At 44.4% G+C, this 16,983-nt stretch carries 19 protein-coding genes and 1 pseudogene; 15 read left to right on the plus strand and 5 right to left on the minus strand.

The annotated features are described in order from the left end of the window. Positions 1-31: 31 nt before the first annotated feature. Positions 32-523 (plus strand): peptidoglycan-associated lipoprotein Pal, encoded by a 492-nt coding sequence (gene pal / locus A9236_RS04220; protein WP_083393493.1) that lies wholly within the window; start codon positions 32-34, stop codon positions 521-523. Positions 524-540: 17 nt separating this feature from the next. Beyond that, entirely contained in the window at positions 541-1,062 is a 522-nt protein-coding gene (locus tag A9236_RS04225; protein ID WP_071465587.1) for a hypothetical protein, read from the plus strand. Between the two features lie 359 nt (positions 1,063-1,421). On the opposite strand, the gene A9236_RS04230 is transcribed toward A9236_RS04225, so the two are convergent. Beyond that, entirely contained in the window at positions 1,422-2,534 is a 1,113-nt protein-coding gene (locus tag A9236_RS04230; RefSeq protein ID WP_071465588.1) for an ABC transporter ATP-binding protein, read from the minus strand. Next, on the minus strand, positions 2,534-3,190 hold the full coding sequence (gene modB / locus A9236_RS04235) for a molybdate ABC transporter permease subunit (RefSeq protein ID WP_236638694.1): 657 nt from the start codon (positions 3,188-3,190) through the stop codon (positions 2,534-2,536). The genes A9236_RS04230 and modB overlap by 1 nt, the downstream gene beginning before the upstream one ends. Before the next feature lie 65 nt (positions 3,191-3,255). Here modB and A9236_RS04240 point away from each other — a divergent pair, with 65 nt between their 5' ends. Then, complete coding sequence (locus A9236_RS04240) at positions 3,256-3,972, plus strand: Crp/Fnr family transcriptional regulator (protein WP_071465589.1); 717 nt, start codon at positions 3,256-3,258, stop codon at positions 3,970-3,972. Positions 3,973-4,027: 55 nt separating this feature from the next. Here A9236_RS04240 and A9236_RS04245 read toward each other — a convergent pair whose 3' ends face one another. Genes A9236_RS04245 through A9236_RS04255 form a run of 3 tightly spaced genes read right to left on the minus strand, consistent with a single transcriptional unit; the run spans position 4,028 to position 6,404 of the window. Continuing rightward, positions 4,028-4,336, minus strand: coding sequence for a high-potential iron-sulfur protein (locus A9236_RS04245; RefSeq protein ID WP_071465590.1), 309 nt, complete (start codon positions 4,334-4,336; stop codon positions 4,028-4,030). Between the two features lie 13 nt (positions 4,337-4,349). Continuing rightward, positions 4,350-5,159, minus strand: a complete 810-nt coding sequence (locus tag A9236_RS04250; RefSeq protein WP_071465591.1) for a sulfite exporter TauE/SafE family protein — start codon at positions 5,157-5,159, stop codon at positions 4,350-4,352. A 3-nt stretch (positions 5,160-5,162) separates the two neighbouring features. After that, positions 5,163-6,404 (minus strand): FAD/NAD(P)-binding oxidoreductase, encoded by a 1,242-nt coding sequence (locus A9236_RS04255; RefSeq protein WP_071465592.1) that lies wholly within the window; start codon positions 6,402-6,404, stop codon positions 5,163-5,165. 145 nt (positions 6,405-6,549) lie between these two features. Between A9236_RS04255 and A9236_RS04260 the strand changes: the two genes are divergently transcribed. The 12 genes and pseudogenes from A9236_RS04260 to A9236_RS04315 all read left to right on the plus strand — a co-directional run bounded on the left by A9236_RS04260 (position 6,550) and on the right by A9236_RS04315 (position 16,969). Further along, positions 6,550-7,410: an MBL fold metallo-hydrolase gene (locus A9236_RS04260; protein WP_071465593.1), complete on the plus strand. Its 861-nt coding sequence runs from the start codon at positions 6,550-6,552 to the stop codon at positions 7,408-7,410. A gap of 39 nt (positions 7,411-7,449) precedes the next feature. Beyond that, entirely contained in the window at positions 7,450-8,805 is a 1,356-nt protein-coding gene (gene soxC / locus A9236_RS04265; RefSeq protein WP_071465594.1) for a sulfite dehydrogenase, read from the plus strand. Further along, positions 8,789-9,871, plus strand: coding sequence for a c-type cytochrome (locus A9236_RS04270; RefSeq protein WP_071465595.1), 1,083 nt, complete (start codon positions 8,789-8,791; stop codon positions 9,869-9,871). The genes soxC and A9236_RS04270 overlap by 17 nt, the downstream gene beginning before the upstream one ends. A gap of 80 nt (positions 9,872-9,951) precedes the next feature. Then, positions 9,952-10,404 (plus strand): thiosulfate oxidation carrier protein SoxY, encoded by a 453-nt coding sequence (gene soxY, locus A9236_RS04275; RefSeq protein ID WP_071465596.1) that lies wholly within the window; start codon positions 9,952-9,954, stop codon positions 10,402-10,404. A 44-nt stretch (positions 10,405-10,448) separates the two neighbouring features. After that, the gene (gene soxZ / locus A9236_RS04280; protein WP_071465597.1) at positions 10,449-10,757 is read left to right on the plus strand and encodes a thiosulfate oxidation carrier complex protein SoxZ; all 309 of its coding nucleotides are present in this window, start codon (positions 10,449-10,451) and stop codon (positions 10,755-10,757) included. Positions 10,758-10,835: 78 nt separating this feature from the next. Beyond that, positions 10,836-11,595, plus strand: a pseudogene (gene soxA / locus A9236_RS04285) (sulfur oxidation c-type cytochrome SoxA). Positions 11,596-11,599: 4 nt separating this feature from the next. Next, complete coding sequence (soxX, locus tag A9236_RS04290; protein ID WP_071465599.1) at positions 11,600-12,244, plus strand: sulfur oxidation c-type cytochrome SoxX; 645 nt, start codon at positions 11,600-11,602, stop codon at positions 12,242-12,244. Between the two features lie 44 nt (positions 12,245-12,288). Then, positions 12,289-14,019 carry a thiosulfohydrolase SoxB gene (gene soxB, locus A9236_RS04295; RefSeq protein WP_071465600.1) on the plus strand — a complete coding sequence of 577 codons (1,731 nt, stop codon included), beginning with the start codon at positions 12,289-12,291 and terminating at the stop codon, positions 14,017-14,019. Between the two features lie 23 nt (positions 14,020-14,042). Next, positions 14,043-14,480: a DsrE family protein gene (locus tag A9236_RS04300; protein WP_071465601.1), complete on the plus strand. Its 438-nt coding sequence runs from the start codon at positions 14,043-14,045 to the stop codon at positions 14,478-14,480. Positions 14,481-14,528: 48 nt separating this feature from the next. Next, complete coding sequence (locus A9236_RS04305; protein WP_071465602.1) at positions 14,529-15,452, plus strand: MBL fold metallo-hydrolase; 924 nt, start codon at positions 14,529-14,531, stop codon at positions 15,450-15,452. A gap of 59 nt (positions 15,453-15,511) precedes the next feature. Further along, entirely contained in the window at positions 15,512-15,829 is a 318-nt protein-coding gene (locus A9236_RS04310) for a hypothetical protein (protein ID WP_071465603.1), read from the plus strand. An 18-nt stretch (positions 15,830-15,847) separates the two neighbouring features. Beyond that, entirely contained in the window at positions 15,848-16,969 is a 1,122-nt protein-coding gene (locus A9236_RS04315) for a YeeE/YedE family protein (RefSeq protein WP_071465604.1), read from the plus strand. Positions 16,970-16,983 lie beyond the last annotated feature (14 nt).

Below are 16,983 nucleotides of genomic sequence, written 5' to 3' on the forward strand. Positions count from 1 at the left end.
GCTATCGTAGCCATTGATGGGGAATCACACCATGTATCAGTTTCTAAAGGCATTGCCATTGGCAATTCTTATTCTATTTGTTTCAGCATGCAGTAGCGTTAAATTAGATGATGCTAATAATGTAGCCACTGTCAACGCTAATAGCTCTTCCTCTTATGATCCGATTAGCGATCCTAAGTCTAGCGTGTATGGCAAGCGTTCGATTTATTTTGAGTTTGATAGCTATACCGTTGATCCGAAGTACGTTTCTACCATCTCTGCTCACGCTTCATATTTAAAGTCTTCGCCCAAGCAAAAAATATCGATGATTATTCAAGGCAATACGGATGATCGCGGGACGGCCGAGTACAACTTGGCTTTAGGTCAGAAACGCTCAGAGGCTGTTAAGAAGGCATTGTTAGCCCAAGGGGTGAGTGAGCTTCAAATTGAGGCAGTCAGCTTTGGGAAAGAAAAGCCAGTCAATTCAGCGCAAACCGAAGCGGCTTTTAAAGAAAATCGCCGCGCTGATTTTGTCTATCAATAAATGGATCGGTTAAAACTATGAAAAATATATTTAATTTAGGCCTATTGTTTATTGCCCTCTTGGGTGGTTGTGCCGCAAATAATGCCCCCCTAAACTCCGCACAAGTTGTCAATGGATCTGCGTCAATTTCAAAAGGAGTCCCAGTGCATTCTGCGAATGTAGCAAAGCGACTCAACGACTGCATTATTAAAAGCAACCAAAGTACAGATGCTTTATTGGTTGATAGTCAGATCATATCTGTTACTAGAAATAACCCCTACGCAAAAGCACTCTTTAGTTCGACTGATAAGTTGACAGATCAGCAGGCCAAGGCATTAGCGAATTATTTGTCTGAAGCTAATACATGTCGTCCTATTGCGCTAGAGGGGTTAACGCCTGAAATGACATCCCTTTATAACGAATTTTTTAAGAATATTGACACCGTCTATGCAGACCTCATTGCTAAAAAGATCTCAATAGGGGTGGCCAATCAAGAAAGGCAACTACTCATCCAAGATGCTCACATGAAACGTCTGGCCCTTCAGTCTAAAAAGAGCTAAAAGCCATGGCTAGGTATAAATTTCAATGCCGCTCTTGTAAGTTTGAATGCATTAGCGGTATTGGTAGAGAGCTTGGACTACATTCGTCTAGAGTGGCGATGGTCTGCAAATCTTGTGCAGCTATCGATACGTATACGGTAGCCCACTCAGGTAGTATCAATACTGAAATCAGTATGCCGCCAATTTGCACTTCCTGCCACTCAAGCAGCCACTTGTCAGAATGGGATGGCCTTACTTGCCCACATTGCCAAATGAAGATGAGGGCTTTGGGTGGGGATGTTGACGCTGAGAGGCCCTTTAAATATTGGTGAAGAAAATTTAAAGCCTAAGTGACCCTCTGAGATACTAATTTAAATATATTAATTGGCTTCTCTGAATCTTCGTGGGTCATTGATTGCTCTAAGCGGCATAATGTGAATTTTGCCGCTATCAATTTCTAGGTGGGCAATCTCGCCTACCTTTAATGATAAGCGCTTTACTTCAGCAGCGGATGCTTCCCAAACCACCGCATGTCCACCCTCAAGGGTGCGTAACTGAATAACGGCAATTTGACCTAGGGCGCTTAATTGTTCAACTATGACCTCTACCGAGAGTGTGCTCTTATCGGCATGCAGACTCAATCCCTCTGCAGTAATCACCCAGGCTACAGGAGTGTTTGGTGGGATTTTACCTTTATCGACAACATTAAAAATCTGCTGACAACCATTCCAGGTAAGCTTGCCTGCCGTAAATATGCCTTCAAACTTATTGTTGATGCCAACAAGCTCTGCGACGCGGGAGTTACGAGGACGCTCAAATAGGACTTGTGGAGGTGCAGTTTGTAGACCAACGCCTTGATCGATCACTGTAATTCTGTCGGCCAATAAATCCGCTTCACGCAGATCATGCGTAACTAACAGAATCGGAATATTTAAATCTTTCCGTAACTCCGCCAGTGTTTTGTAAAGACTTTGACGTGTTGGCGCATCAATCGCCGAGAAGGGTTCATCAAGCAATAGTATTTTCGGGGTGCGTGCTAGTGCTCTTGCTAAAGCAACCCGTTGCTGTTGACCACCTGAGAGTTGATTGGGCATTCGATTAGCGAGTTCGCCGATACCCATGCGCTCCAACCACTGTTGAGCTAGCTTCTTACGCTCAGAAACTTCTGGTAGCGAGTTATACAAAGGAATGCAGACATTCTCAAGTGCAGTTAAGTGTGGAAATAGCGCGTATTGCTGAAATATAAATCCACAGGAGCGCTCGGCAGGGCTCAGTGATACGCCAACTCCACCAATCTCGGTTGCTTCAAACCAAAGCTCTCCATCGCATTCAATTTTGCCGGTGTGAGCATTGTTTAAGCCGGCAATCGTACGCAAGGCGGTTGTCTTGCCGCTACCTGAAGGGCCGACTAAAGCGTGCAACTCTCCTGGAGTGCACTCAATATTGAGCTGCAGGGGGTTTGGGATTGCCTGAGAAATCTTGACCTTAAGCATTAGACCTCCCATCTCTTGGGGGGTGAAGGATGACGCCCAAAGACGCCATAAGAAAGGGCAATAGCTACTAGCGATGTTCCAAGCAATATTAAGGACAGTAGACCAGCACCAGTAGTATCAAAACTTTGCACCTTGTCATAGATTGCTATGGATACCGTTTTAGTTTCTCCCGGGATGGCACCCCCAACCATGAGAATTACACCGAATTCACCAAGGGTATGTGCAAAGGTGAGAACGGCTGCACTAGTGATGCCGCGCCATGCCAACGGCAATTCAATAAGGCGAAAGATTTGCCAATTAGACAGCCCGCTGACTTGTGCTGACTCCAGGATTTCAGGCTGAATTGACTCAAACGCTCTTTGTATTGGCTGAATGGCAAATGGCAAGTTAACAATGAGGGAGGCTATGAGTATTCCGGTAAATGAAAATACGAGTGGAATACCAAAAAAGCTTTTGCCTCCTAGACCTACCAAAAGGTAATAGCCCAAAACAGTAGGTGGTAGCACCAAGGGAAGTGCAAGCAAGCCCTCAATCCAAGATCTGCCTTTGCGCATCCTTTGAAGTGTGTGGGCTACCCACATCCCAAATGGAATGATGAGGACTAGGGTCCATAGTGCTAGCTTTAGAGATAGAAAAAGGGCATCGATATCAATCACAATTGCATTGTATTGCTATTATTGGATGCCAATACACCCTTAGAGTCCCGCCTAATTAGAAACGCATGAAAACTATAGAAATCAAAAAAGCCTGGAATGGCAATAGTAATTGCGAAGTATGCTCTATTAGGAGTTCTGCGTTATTTGCCGAGCTCAATGAGGAAGACTTTTCTAAGATTCATAGCCCAATAGATGATTTGAGCTTTGAAGCTCATGCAAATATATATGCTCAAGGAGACTCAGCCCAATCCTTATATACCTTACGTGAGGGATACATTAAATTACTTCACGTTAATTCAGATGGATCGAGTCGAATAATTCGGGTGGTGCTACCCGGAAACTTATTCGGAATGGAGGCTCTATTGGGTGAGCGTTACGAGCATTCTGCAGTTGCCCTTACGAATGTACATTTGTGCCAAATCCCCAAATCCATCATCTCTTCATTAGGTGAAGAGTCTCCAAGACTTCATCGACAAATAGTTAAGAAATGGGGGGAGGCCTTATCTCAATCTGAGTCATGGTTCTCTGAAATCAATACCGGAAGAATTGAGGTTCGGCTAGCTCGCTTCCTATTGAAGCTTGCTAGAGAGTCTGGGTCCTTTGCTGTTGCTCCCTTATTTAGGCGTGAAGATATGGGACTTATGATGGATGTTAAATTTGAAACGATTAGCAGGGCATTGGCATCCATGTCCGAGCAAGGCCTTATCTCAAATGTTAGCAAGCTTTCCGTCCAAATTCCGAGCATTGATGCGCTGCGTACTTTTTCGGAACGTGGCCTTTAATTGCTTCCAAAAAGAAAGGCTACCGAAGCAGCCTTAGCATTTAAAACGAGCTAAATTACGCTTTTTTAGCATAAGCAGAGCACCAACCTTTAGAGGATACTTGCTTGCCAGCAAATAACGGGCAACCACCAGCGGCAGCATCAGTTTTGCCCTGGAATAATGCGCAGTTACTGCACTGTTGACCAGCGGCGTACTTGGCATACTTTGCTTTATCTACCTTGGTGGCATCAGACTTATATCCCAAACCAGCAGCTTGTGGATCAGTTTCAGCAACCATTACTTGAGCTTGTACTTTACCGTTCAGGGCTAAGGTACAGGCGCCAGCAGCAGACAAAATCATAAATTGACGACGGGTTGGTTTCATATATTTCTCCGGGTTAAGTAAAGCATTTATAGATAAGACTGAGTGCAACTAAAAATGTAAAGATAGAAAAAATTTGCTGAATTCTTGGACCGCTAATCTTTTTCTCAAGAACTTTGCCAATTAATAAACCTACAAGTGAGCCGATAGCAAAGGGGAGTGCAATCGTCAAATCTAATATCCCCGTAGCTAAAGATACAAATGCACCTCCAGCTGAGACTATGGCAAGAACGCCTAATGATGTTGCCACTATCGCTTTCATCGGTAGATCGGTAAATTTTTTAAGCGAAGGAACGATGATGAAGCCTCCCCCGACTCCTAACAATCCAGACAAGAATCCTGCGCATGCGCCAGCAAACATAAGGGATCTGGCGCAGGGGACAGTCCAGATTAATTTACCGATTGACATGTCTAATTGACATGGAGGCGGTTTTCTCAAAACAGGGGCAGTTCCAGCAATCATTTGCATTGCTTGTACAAACATTCTTGAAGATACATAAATCAGCACCGCGCTAAACATCAATAGCATTGGTGTATTTGGTGCACGTTGCGAAACCCATAATCCAAGAGGGGAGAGAATCAGGCCAAATACGGCCATAAACATTGCTGCTTTATAGCGCAATACCCTTTCTTTTAAGCCAATCAGGGCTCCGACGCTCGCTGACAGGGCAATCGCACTGAGAGCAATTGGCCCCGCCTCAGAAATTGGCATATGAAAAGCAAATACCAATAATGGAACAGAAAGTATTCCACCGCCTGCGCCGGTTAACCCCATCAAGACACCGATAAAAATGCCTAAGGCTGGTGCGAGAAAAAAATGCTCCATTACTTAGTTTTCAAATGGTCTAGCTAACCATTCTCTACCCTTGAGCATGGCATTCCAATAGAGCCAAGGAAGCACATCTTTTTTCAAGATCCACGCAAGCTTGGTCGCCTTTAAAGGATTGATTAACCATGGGAAGGTAGGCAAAAGTTTGCCTCCGAAGCCGAATTCCGCAAGCACAATTCTTCCTCTCTCAACAGTGAGCGGGCAGGAGCCATAACCGTCATATTTGAGAGGCATTGCTAGTTGATTTTTGTGGGCCAATAAGTTTTCCGCAACTACAACAACTTGTTTTCTAGCGGCGGCAGCTGTTTTTGAATTGGGTGATGAACAGCAGTCACCTAGGCCAAATACATTTGGATAGCGAGTGTGTTGTAGGGTGAATTGATCAACCTCTACCCAACCTGATGAGTCGGCTATTGGGCTTGCCTTGACGCAGTCTTGTGGCCCTTGCGGCGGAACAACGTGAAGCATATCGAATGATTTTTCTACTTGCGTGGAATTGCCATCAGCATCTTTTACCGCAAATGTTGCCTTCTTGTTTGGCCCATCAACTGAGATGAGATTGCAATTGAAATTCAATGTGGCGTTATATTTTTTAACGTACTCCATCAGCGGTGGTACAAAATCTGCTACACCAAATAAAGCTGCACCAGCATTATTGAGTTCAACTTCTATATTTTTGAGATTGCCTTGTTGTTCCCACTCATAGCAAGATAGATACATTGCTTTTTGTGGTGCACCCGGACATTTAATTGGCATTGGTGGTTGAGTAAAGATTGCTTTGCCAGATTTCATGTTCTTGACTAGCTCCCATGTATAGGGAGAGTAGTCATAACTGTAGTTTGATGTCACACCATTTTTCCCAATAGTGTCTATCAAGCCAGGGATGGCATCCCAATTTGTTTTCAATCCAGTTGCTACCGCGAGATATTTGTATTTGATGGGCTCGCCACGAGCAACATTTACTTCATTGGCATCTGGATTAAAGCCAGTGATTTTGTCCTTAATCCAGGTAACGCCTTTGGGTATAACGTCTTTAGTATTTCTCTTGCTATCTTTGACATTAAATGCGCCCCCACCGACCAAGGTCCAGGACGGCTGATAGTAGTGAACTTCAGATGGCTCTATGACGCCGATTTTTAGCGCTTGATCACGATTTTTCAAGCTTGCAGCAAGCCCTAATCCTGCCGCTCCGCCTCCAGCGATCAGGACGTCATAGACTGTATTCTGTGGCTGATGACTCATCTTTTCTCTCTTTCTATTCAATGGTTATATAGCTGACTTTTCTATATAACTAAAAGTAATATACATATAAGGGTTAGTAATAAGTGTATTTTTACCAGCATTATTAAATAATTGCACTTAGAAAAATTACTTAGGTGAATCAGAGATGAACCCAGTCGTAAAAGGCTTTTTTGATCCAGATACTTGGACGGTTACTTACGTTGTTTACCAGAAAGTGGGTTCTAAATGCATCATCATCGATTCAGTATTGAGCTATGACCCCAAGTCAGGGAGAACCCATACCAAGATGGCGGATCAGGTCGTTGAGTTTGTAAAACAGAATGATCTAAAAACCGAGTGGATTCTAGAAACTCATGCTCATGCAGATCACGTTACTGCGGCGCCTTATCTAAAAACTAATTTAGGTGGCAAAGTTGCCATTGGGGACCACATTTCATTAGTGCAGGGCGTTTTCAAGAGTATTTTCAACTTAGAAAACGCATTTCCAACAGATGGATCTCAATTTGATCATCTTCTCAAAGATGGCGAGGAGGTTCATTTTGGCAATTTGAGTTTCAAGGCGATCTTTGTGCCCGGCCACACCCCAGCCTGTATGGCATATCAAGTCGGCGATGCAATTTTTGTGGGTGACACAATGTTTATGCCGGACGTCGGAACAGCCCGTTGTGATTTCCCCGGCGGTGATGCCCATGTCCTCTACCAATCGATGAAGAAAATTTTGAGTTTTCCGCCGCAAACTCGTTTATTCATGTGCCACGACTATCCCCCTAATAATCGTCCCGTTCAATTTGAAACTACCGTTGCGGAACAGAAAAAGTCCAACATTCATATGCATGATGGCATTACTGAAGAGCAATTCATTGAAATGCGCACAAAACGTGATGCCACCTTAGAAATGCCCGTTCTGATTCTTCCTGCGATTCAGGTCAATATTCGCGCTGGTGAGTTTCCGCCAAAAGAAGAAAACGGAATTGCATATCTGAAGATCCCGGTGAATGCAGTCTAAGAATTTAAGTAAGAATTCAATTGAAGGAGTGTCGTTGTAATGGCAGATCAAAAACGTAGAGGTCAAATTAAGCAAGCACCTGAGAACTTTGTTTCTCAAGATCTCATTGCTGACCTTAACCAAAATGGTATGGATGATACCCGGCGTGGCTTTATGCGCTCAGGCTTTATGGCTGCAATTGGTGGGGCAGTTGGTTTGTGTTCATCTCTAAATGTCTTGGCAGCTGGTGAGGGAGACCCTGCCATTTTAGAGAAGCAAGTATGGCAAACAACACTGGGAAAAAATGTTGCTACGATGCCCTATGGAACGCCATCTATTTATGAGGCAAATTTAATTCGCCGTGAATCTCCTGGTCTAACAAGAGTATCAGCGGCATCTGTTGCGTTTACCCCATTGCAGGGCTTATTCGGAATCATTACACCTAATGGACTGCATTTTGAACGACAGCATCAGGGCTGGTACAACGTTGACCCTGAAAAGCATCGCTTAATGGTGAATGGCTTGGTTAAACATAACCGCGTTTTCACGATGAATGATTTAATGCGCTTACCGTCGGTCTCACGCATTCACTTTATTGAATGCGGTGCTAACACAGGTTTGGAGTGGGGCAACGTTGCAGTCCCAACCGTGCAATACACCCACGGCATGCTATCTTGCTGCGAATTTACCGGTGTGCCTTTAGCGGTCCTTTTGGAGGAGTGTGGCGCCGACCTCAAAAAAGGTAAATATCTCTTGGCAGAAGGTGGCGACGGTTCAGGCATGACTCGCACGATTAATTTAGAAGATGTCTTAAATGAAGCGATCGTTGCTTGGGGCATGAATGGTGAGATGTTGCGCCCCGAAAATGGCTTCCCATTACGCTTGGTTGTTCCAGGTGTTCAGGGTGTTAGCTGGGTTAAATGGCTCCGTCGCCTAGAGGTCGGCGACATACCATACGCAACAAAGGACGAGGCGGTGCACTATAACGATTTGATGCCAGATGGTATGGCGCGTCAGTACACATCGATTCAGGAATGCAAATCAGTTATCACAACTCCATCTGGCGGTCAGCAATTACTCGATAAAGGTTTTTATAACGTCAGCGGATTAGCTTGGTCAGGAAGAGGGAAGATTAAGCGAGTTGATGTCTCATTTGATGGCGGTAATAACTGGAAAACAGCACGGCTTGAAACTCCAATCTTGAGTAAGGCGCTTACTCGCTTCAATATTGATTGGGTCTGGGATGGTTCGCCAGTTATTTTGCAGTCGCGCGCTATCGATGACACGGGTTACGTTCAGCCGCCTATTAAGATGCTCAGAGACGTTCGCGGTACTCGATCCATCTATCACAATAATGCAATCCAATCATGGAAAGTGGACTCAAATGGGGAGGTTAGCAATGTACAAGTTGGCTAAACTCGCAAATGTCACCCTGTTTGTGGCGACATCATTCCTTATGCTTGGTTCGGCTTCAGCCCAAAATTCAAGTGTCCGTTTTCCAGGGATTGGGAGAGATGCAACTCCCGCCGAAGTTTCTGCATGGGACATTGATGTGCGTCCGGACTTTAAGGGGTTGCCCAAGGGGTCTGGTTCGGTAGAAAAGGGTCAGCAACTATGGGAGGCTAAGTGCTCCGTTTGTCATGGTACGTTCGGCGAGTCTAATGAAATTTTTACGCCTATTATTGGTGGCACCACTGCTGACGATATTAAAACGGGACGTGTAGCATCACTCTCAGATAGAAAACAGCCGCAGCGAACGACTATTATGAAGGTCGCTACGGTATCTTCTTTATGGGACTACATCTATCGTGCAATGCCATGGAATGCGCCTCGCTCCCTTACGCCTGATGACACCTTTGCCTTGGTGGCATACCTTTTAAGTTTGGCTGAAGTTTTACCTGATGACTTTGTGCTTAGTGATGCCAATATTGCAGAAGTGCAAAAGCGGATGCCAAATCGCAATGGTATGACTTTGAAGCATGGTTTGTGGAGCTCAAAAGGGAATCCTGACGTTCATGCAACAGCATGTATGACTAACTGCGTGCAGTTTGTGCAGATTGGTTCAGAGTTGCCTGCATACGCTAGGAATGCCCACGGCAATATTGCCGAGCAAAATCGTCAATATGGCCCATTCCGTGGATCTGACTCTACAAAGCCGCCGCTGACTAAGTTACCAGGTGCTTCAGCAGAAGGGTTGGCTCATGCTTCTGAAACGCATGCTGCTGGCAAAGGACCTGCAGCGCTGTTTAAGAGTGAAAACTGTGCAGCTTGTCATGCGATGAGCGGCAAGCTAGTAGGCCCCTCTGTTACAGATATTGCTGCGAAGTATCAGGGGCAGGCTGGGGCATTAGATAGGTTGATGGCAAAGGTAAAGAATGGTGGCTCAGGAGTTTGGGGTTCCATACCAATGCCTGCTCAGTCTCAATTATCTGAAGAAGATCGCAAAGCGCTAGTGACATGGGTGCTTTCCGGAGGCAAATAAGATGTACCCAATAAATGAATTGCATGGTTTATTGGGTGGTAGATAATATATTCACGTTAAGAGCTAATAAAGGAGTTTTTATGAATCAGCAGCGACGCAGTTTATTGAAATACTCGGCCGTTTTTGGCTTAATGGCTTCTGCCGGCCTCATTAGTGTGGCTCAAGCAGAAGAGTGGAATAAGGCAGCATTTGAGGGTAAGAGCTTAGATGATGTCTTCAAGTCATTGGGCACATCTTCGCCAGATAAATCAGCTGCCGTGACTTTAAATGCCCCTGATATCGCTGAAAATGGTGCGGTAGTTCCCGTTGGTATTTCATCAACTCTGAAGGCTGAGCAGATGGCAATTTTGGTTGAAAAAAATCCAAGCACATTGGCTGCTCAATTTTTCTTGCCTGCTGGCACCGAGGCATTTGTCACGACCCGCATCAAGATGGGTCAAACATCGAATGTTTATGCTTTGGTGAAGGCAGATGGTAAATGGTCAATGGCAGTGAAAGAGATCAAAGTGACTCTCGGTGGTTGTGGCGGTTAATTGACCATAGCAAATATCTATTTATAAATTATTAAGGAAGAAAAATGTCAGATCCAATGCGCGTTAGAGCAACCGAAAAAGACGGTATCGTTGATGTCAAAATTTTGATGAAGCACGATATGGAATCGGGTCAACGTAAAGATGCCTCTGGAAAAGTGATTCCAGCATGGTTTATCAATATGCTGAATGTAAAAGCAAATGGCAAGGATGTATTTAATGCTCAGTTTGGTTCGGCCGTTTCTAAAGATCCTTTTTTGAATTTCAAATACAAGGGCGCTAAAGGTGATAAGTTGGTAGTGAACTGGATTGATACCAAGGGCGATAAGCGAACTGATGAAGCAACAGTTTCTTAATTTTTGAAGAACATAGGCATATCCATGGCTCCAATATCAGTAGTTTTAAAGAGATCTCTAGTGCTATCGCTTTTATTGATGGGTGCGCAAAGCATTCATGCTCAGAGTGCAGCCGACGAGATTGCAAAATATCGAGAGATGATTGCAGATGGAAATCCATCAGAGCTCTATGAAATGTCTGGAGAGGAGTTATGGAAAAAACCAGCCGGCCCTAAAAATGCTTCCTTAGAAAAATGCGACTTAGGTCTTGGGCCGGGCATTGTTGATGGGGCTGCAGCTGTTTTACCAAAGTACTTTAAAGATACCAATCGAGTCCAGGATCTGGAGTCTCGTCTGATGACTTGCATGGAGAAGCTTCAGGGAGTTCCGTCCGAAAGCATTATTGATGCCAAGTTTGGTGTTGGCCCTAAGAAGGATATGGACGCTATTGTTGCTTATGTAGTGACGCACTCTAAAGGACAAAAAAATTAACGTAAGCACGACTCATCCAAAAGAAAAACAGATGTATGAAATGGGTAAGCATGCCTTCTTCTACGAAGGTGGCCCATTTGATTTTTCATGCGCCTCTTGTCATGGGTCATCTGGTAAACGTATCCGTTTGCAAGACTTACCAAACCTAACAACTCATGATGGCGCGGTTGCAGGGTGGGGTTATTGGCCTGCGTATCGAGTTTCGAGTGGCCAATTCTGGACGATGCAGCAAAGACTGAATGATTGCTTTAGGCAGCAGCGTTTTCCTTATCCAATTTATGGCTCAGATGTGACGATTGCTTTATCAATGTATATGGCTAAGAATGCCAATGGTGGAATTATTCAAACCCCTGGACTAAAGCGCTAAGACTATGAAGACATCTACGATGACATTAATTAAGTTTTATCACCTTCTGTTTCTTGGTTGTGGCGCTATTGCTATGGTGGCCAATGTTTCAGCTCAGCAGAGACCTGATTCGCAGTTTCAAAAAATGATGAATAGCAGCTTCCGTACTGAAGGCATTGCTAATATTGATCGTATTGATCAGGATCCTACCCAGAAATTTTGCTCTGATCCTCAATTTGCATCCAGTAAGGCGGGAGCAGCTAGGGCGCTAGAAATTCAGAAGCAAAACATGGCTTCTATCAAGCCACCTTCGGATGGTAAATACATTGGTGATTGGAAAAGTGGCGAGGCGATTGCGCAAAGTGGGCGTGGTGCTACTTGGACGGATACGGCTTCAACACCTATCGGTGGTGGCTGCTACAACTGTCACGAGATAGATAAAAAAGAAATTTCATATGGAAATATTGGGCCAAGCTTATGGAATTACGGTAAGACGCGGGGTAATTCTCAGGAATTGATCGTCTACACCTGGAACCGTATTAACAACTCTAAGGCATATAACGCCTGCAGCAATATGCCTCGATTTGCTCACTTTAAGCTCTTAAATGAAAAGCAAATTCAAGATTTAATGGCATTGTTGCTAGACCCAGCTTCGCCAGTTAATCAATAAATGAAAGACAGGCCGACAGGTCTGTTTTCTGAAGGGGAATCTTTATGTCTTTAAGTCGTCGTGATTTCTTGCAGGCGCTTGCTTTTGCTTCGGCTGGTGGCATGGCTTTGCAATCCAATTTTGCAGGTGCACAGGTCTCAGCACAAAGGTTTTACGATCTTCCTAAGTTTGGCAATGTTCACTTGTTGCACTTTACTGACTGTCATGCCCAGTTGTTGCCAATTTATTTTCGTGAGCCAAATGTAAATCTAGGGATCGGTACTCAGGAGGGCAAGACCCCTCATTTAGTTGGCGAATATTTCCTCAAGGCAAATGGTGTAGCGCCGGGTACCCGCGATGCTCATGCTTTTACCTATTTAGATTTTGTAGCAGCAGCTCAGAACTACGGCAAGATGGGCGGCTTTGCTCACATGGCAACGCTAATAAAACAATTAAAGGCAGGGCGTCCAGGCGCACAACTGCTTGATGGGGGAGACACTTGGCAGGGTTCTGGTACCGCACTATGGACCAATGGTCAAGATATGGTTGATGCAGCATTGGCTTTAGGTGTTGATGTCATGACGCCTCACTGGGAGATGACTCTTGGTGAAAAGCGTGTTATGGAAATTGTCAATGGTGACTTTAAGGGCAAGGTTTCCTTTATTGCTCAAAATATTAAGACCTCTGACTTCGGGGATATGGTTTTCAACCCCTATGTCATGAAGAATATGAATGGCGTACAAGTTGCCATCATTGGTCAAGCTTTCCCATATACACCTATTGCCAATCCTCGTTATTTCACCCCGGATTGGACCTTTGGAATTCAGGAGGAAAATCTTCAAAAGACCATTGATGAAGTGAAGACTAAGGGTGCCAAAGTGGTGGTACTTCTATCACATAATGGTATGGATGTGGATTTGAAGATGGCATCACGTGTCAGTGGTTTGCATGCTATTTTGGGCGGACATACCCATGACGGCGTTCCAGTTCCGGTGCAAGTGAAGAACCGCGGTGGCATGACCTTGGTGACTAATGCTGGGTCAAACGGTAAGTTTTTGGGTGTTTTAGACTTCGATGTAAAAGGCGGAAAGCCAGTGGACTTCCGTTATAAGCTCTTGCCAATTTTCTCGAATATGATTCCCGCTGATCCAACGATGTCAAAGTTGATCGCTAAGGTACGCGCTCCATACGAGGCAAAGTTAAATGAAAAATTAGCCACAACTGATGGCTTGCTTTATCGCCGAGGCAATTTCAACGGTAGCTTTGATCAATTGATCTTAGATGGGCTAATGTCTCAAAAGAATGCTGAGATTGCCTTTTCGCCAGGTTTCCGCTGGGGGACAAGTTTGCTGCCAGGTCAAGCCATTACTCGCGAAAATTTACTTGATCAGACGGCAATTACCTATCCGTACACCACTGTGACGAGTATGACGGGTGAGACTATCAAAACCATATTAGAAGACGTAGCAGACAATTTATTTAATCCCGATCCTTATTATCAGCAGGGTGGTGACATGGTCCGTGTAGGTGGCATGCAATACACGATTGATCCTGCTCAGAGTGCTGGTAATCGCATTTCTGATATGCGCTTAAATGGTAAATCGATTGAAGCCAGCAAGAGTTACAAGGTGGCGGGATGGGCGCCCGTTAGTGAGGAAGCCAAGAATGCCGGTGGTGAACCTATATGGGATGTGATTGAACGTCACCTCAAGGATGTGAAGGTTGTAAAGGCCGTTAAGCTCAATGAGCCCGTGATAAAAGGCGTTTCTAATAACCCTGGTATGGCGCCAATCTAAATCTTTAATAGAAAGTGATTGAGATGAAAAGAGTCTTTAGCTTAATATTTGTAACTTTGCTTGCCTTCGGTTTTAGTTCGGGTGTTCTCGCGCAAAAATCAGGAACAACAAAAGTTGTTTATCACATCGATGATGCTGAAACTCAAGGTCTCAAAGGATTGCGTAATATCCGCAATCACTTAGATACCTCACCCGATACAACGATCATCGTTGTCACTCATGCCAATGGGGTTGATATGCTGATGGAAGGTGCTAGAGACAAAAAAAATAATGTTGAGTATGCGCCATTAATTGGAGCATTAAAGTCTCGTGGCGTAAAGTTTGAAGTATGTGAGATTACCCTGAAGAACCGCAACCTCAAGAAAGATCAATTCATTCTGGATGCGGACTTTACGCCATCAGGCGTGGTTCGGGTGGCCGATCTTCAATATAAAGATGGCTTTGCCTATATCAAGCCATAGTGATTGATTGAAGTGATTTGTTTTGTGAGAAATCTTCTGGGGATCCTTATGGGGTCCCTTGTCTTGTTAGGTATCAGCTATTCTCAGGCAGCTTCATTGCCTGACAATGTTCTTATAAAGCCAGTTCAAGTAGCGCCACATACTTATTTTGTTCAAGGTCGTCCAGAAATGGGGAGTAGCGCCAATCAAAACTTCATTTCGAATGCAGGTTTTGTCGTTACTTCTGACGGTGTAGTTCTGGTTGATGCGTTGGGCTCGCCAATTCTTGCGCAAAAGCTAATTGCTGAAATTAAGAAAATTACAAATCAAAAGATTGTTGCGGTAATTGTGAGTCACTATCACGCAGACCATGTATATGGACTGCAGGAGTTTAAGAAGATTGGCGCTAAGATTTACGCACAAGGTGAGGGCAGAAATTATCTATCATCAGAAACTGCTAAGCAGCGATTGATAGCCTCCCGCGTGGATTTTGCTCCTTGGATTAATGGACAAACCAAGTTGATTCCTGCAGACGTTTGGATTGACCAAAAAAGTAAACTCAACATAGGAGGTGTGGAGTTTTTCATTAATCGCGTAGGCCCTGCTCATGCCCCAGAGGATTTAATGGTGTATGTGCCCTCTGAAAAGGTATTGTTTGCGGGTGATTTAGTTTTTAGGGGGCGCATCCCCTTTGTAGGTAACGCTGACAGTAAAGGGTGGTTGCTTGCCTTGGATGAAATTGAGAAACTCAATCCAAGCGTTGTGATTCCTGGTCATGGAGCATATTCGGCAAAACCAGCTGAAGATATAACCTTTACTAGAGCCTATCTCAAATATTTACGCGAATCCATGTCAGCTGCGGCGCTCAATATGGACCCCTTTGAGGATGCGTATCAGCATACAGACTGGTCCGAATACGAAGGTATGCCGTTGTTTAGGGCGGCTAATCGTATGAATGCCTACAACGTCTACCTATCGATTCAGGCTGAATAGGATCGAAATGGTAACTTGGCTCTAAAATGGCTGTTTATGTCTTAAAGTACTGATTTGCAATGAAATTCGCCGCATTGATTCGTAAACCTCTTGCCTTGGCCATTTTTGGCTTAAGCGCAAATGTCTTTGCGTCTCCAAGCCTCGAGAATGGCAAAGACATTGACCAGACTAAGTGTTATTCCTGCCATGCAAAGAAATCAGGGTTTGGTAATGGTGACATGATTTATACCCGTGGCGATAGCAAGGTGAGGTCAATGGCTAATTTGAAGAAAATGGTCGGCCTTTGCAACACTGAGCTACGTTTAGATCTTTTCCCGGATGATGAGGTCGATGTTGTTGCCTATCTTAATCATCAGTTTTATAAATTCAAACCCTAAATATTAGATATAGGCCCCATGGAAGTCGTTGATATTCACTCGTTAGGTAAGTCCGTCCTTTGGGCCACTTTTGCTATTACTTTTACTCTTGGCGCAGTAATGCAGAAAACTGGATTTTGTAGCATGGGCGCTATATCTGATGTATTCATTGTTTCTAGTTGGAATCGATTAAGGCAGTGGTTTTTGGCAATTGGAGTGGCTATTTTAGGGTTTACATTCTTGTCTCACTTTGGGTTGATTGATTCCCTTAAGACCATCTATACCAGCAATAAGTTTCTTTGGCTCTCCACTTTGGTTGGTAGCATCATGTTTGGTTTTGGAATGGTGCTGGCATCAGGCTGTGGCAGTAAGACCTTGGTTCGTATTGGTGGTGGAAATTTAAAGTCTGTTATTGTCTTTATGGTCTTGGGTTTAACAGCTTATATGACCTTGCGCGGATTTTTAGGGGTTATTCGCATCAACACTCTAGATACAGTTTTCATTACATTTGCTACATCACAAGACTTACCAAGTTTGCTGGCTGCTCCTCTTGGGGTTGAAAGGGCAAATCTGCATTTAATCCTTGGCCTGATTATTGGTTGTACGTTCATCGCTTATGCTGTATCCAGTAAAACTTTTAGAACTGCAGAAAATCTTTTCGCTGGTATTGCCGTTGGCTTAGCGATTACAGCTGTTTGGTGGGTATCTGGCAGCCTTGGGCATTTGGCAGAGGATCCCAATACCCTTGAAGAAGTATTTCTCTTAACAAATTCTGGCAAGATGGAGAGTCTTTCCTTTGTTGCGCCATATGCTTACTCATTAGATTGGTTAATGATGTATAGCGACACCTCTAAGGTTCTGACGATTGGTATTGTTGCGTTAGTGGGAATGATTTTGGGATCAGCAACAGTCGCTCTCCTTACCAAAACTTTTCGTTGGGAGTCATTTCGTAATACCGAAGATACGGCTAACCACTTGTTGGGTGCTGCGCTCATGGGTTTTGGTGGAGTTACTGCCTTGGGTTGCACTGTAGGGCAGGGGCTCAGTGGCATATCCACCCTTGCTCTTGGCTCCATATTGGCTTTGCCTGGTTTTATATTGGGTGGATACCTTGGTGTTCGCTACCTTCAACTGCGCTTAGTACCAAATCCTTGCGCTTAATCACCAACTCGGAT

Source organism: Polynucleobacter sp. QLW-P1DATA-2, assembly GCF_001870365.1.
Taxonomy (GTDB): domain Bacteria; phylum Pseudomonadota; class Gammaproteobacteria; order Burkholderiales; family Burkholderiaceae; genus Polynucleobacter.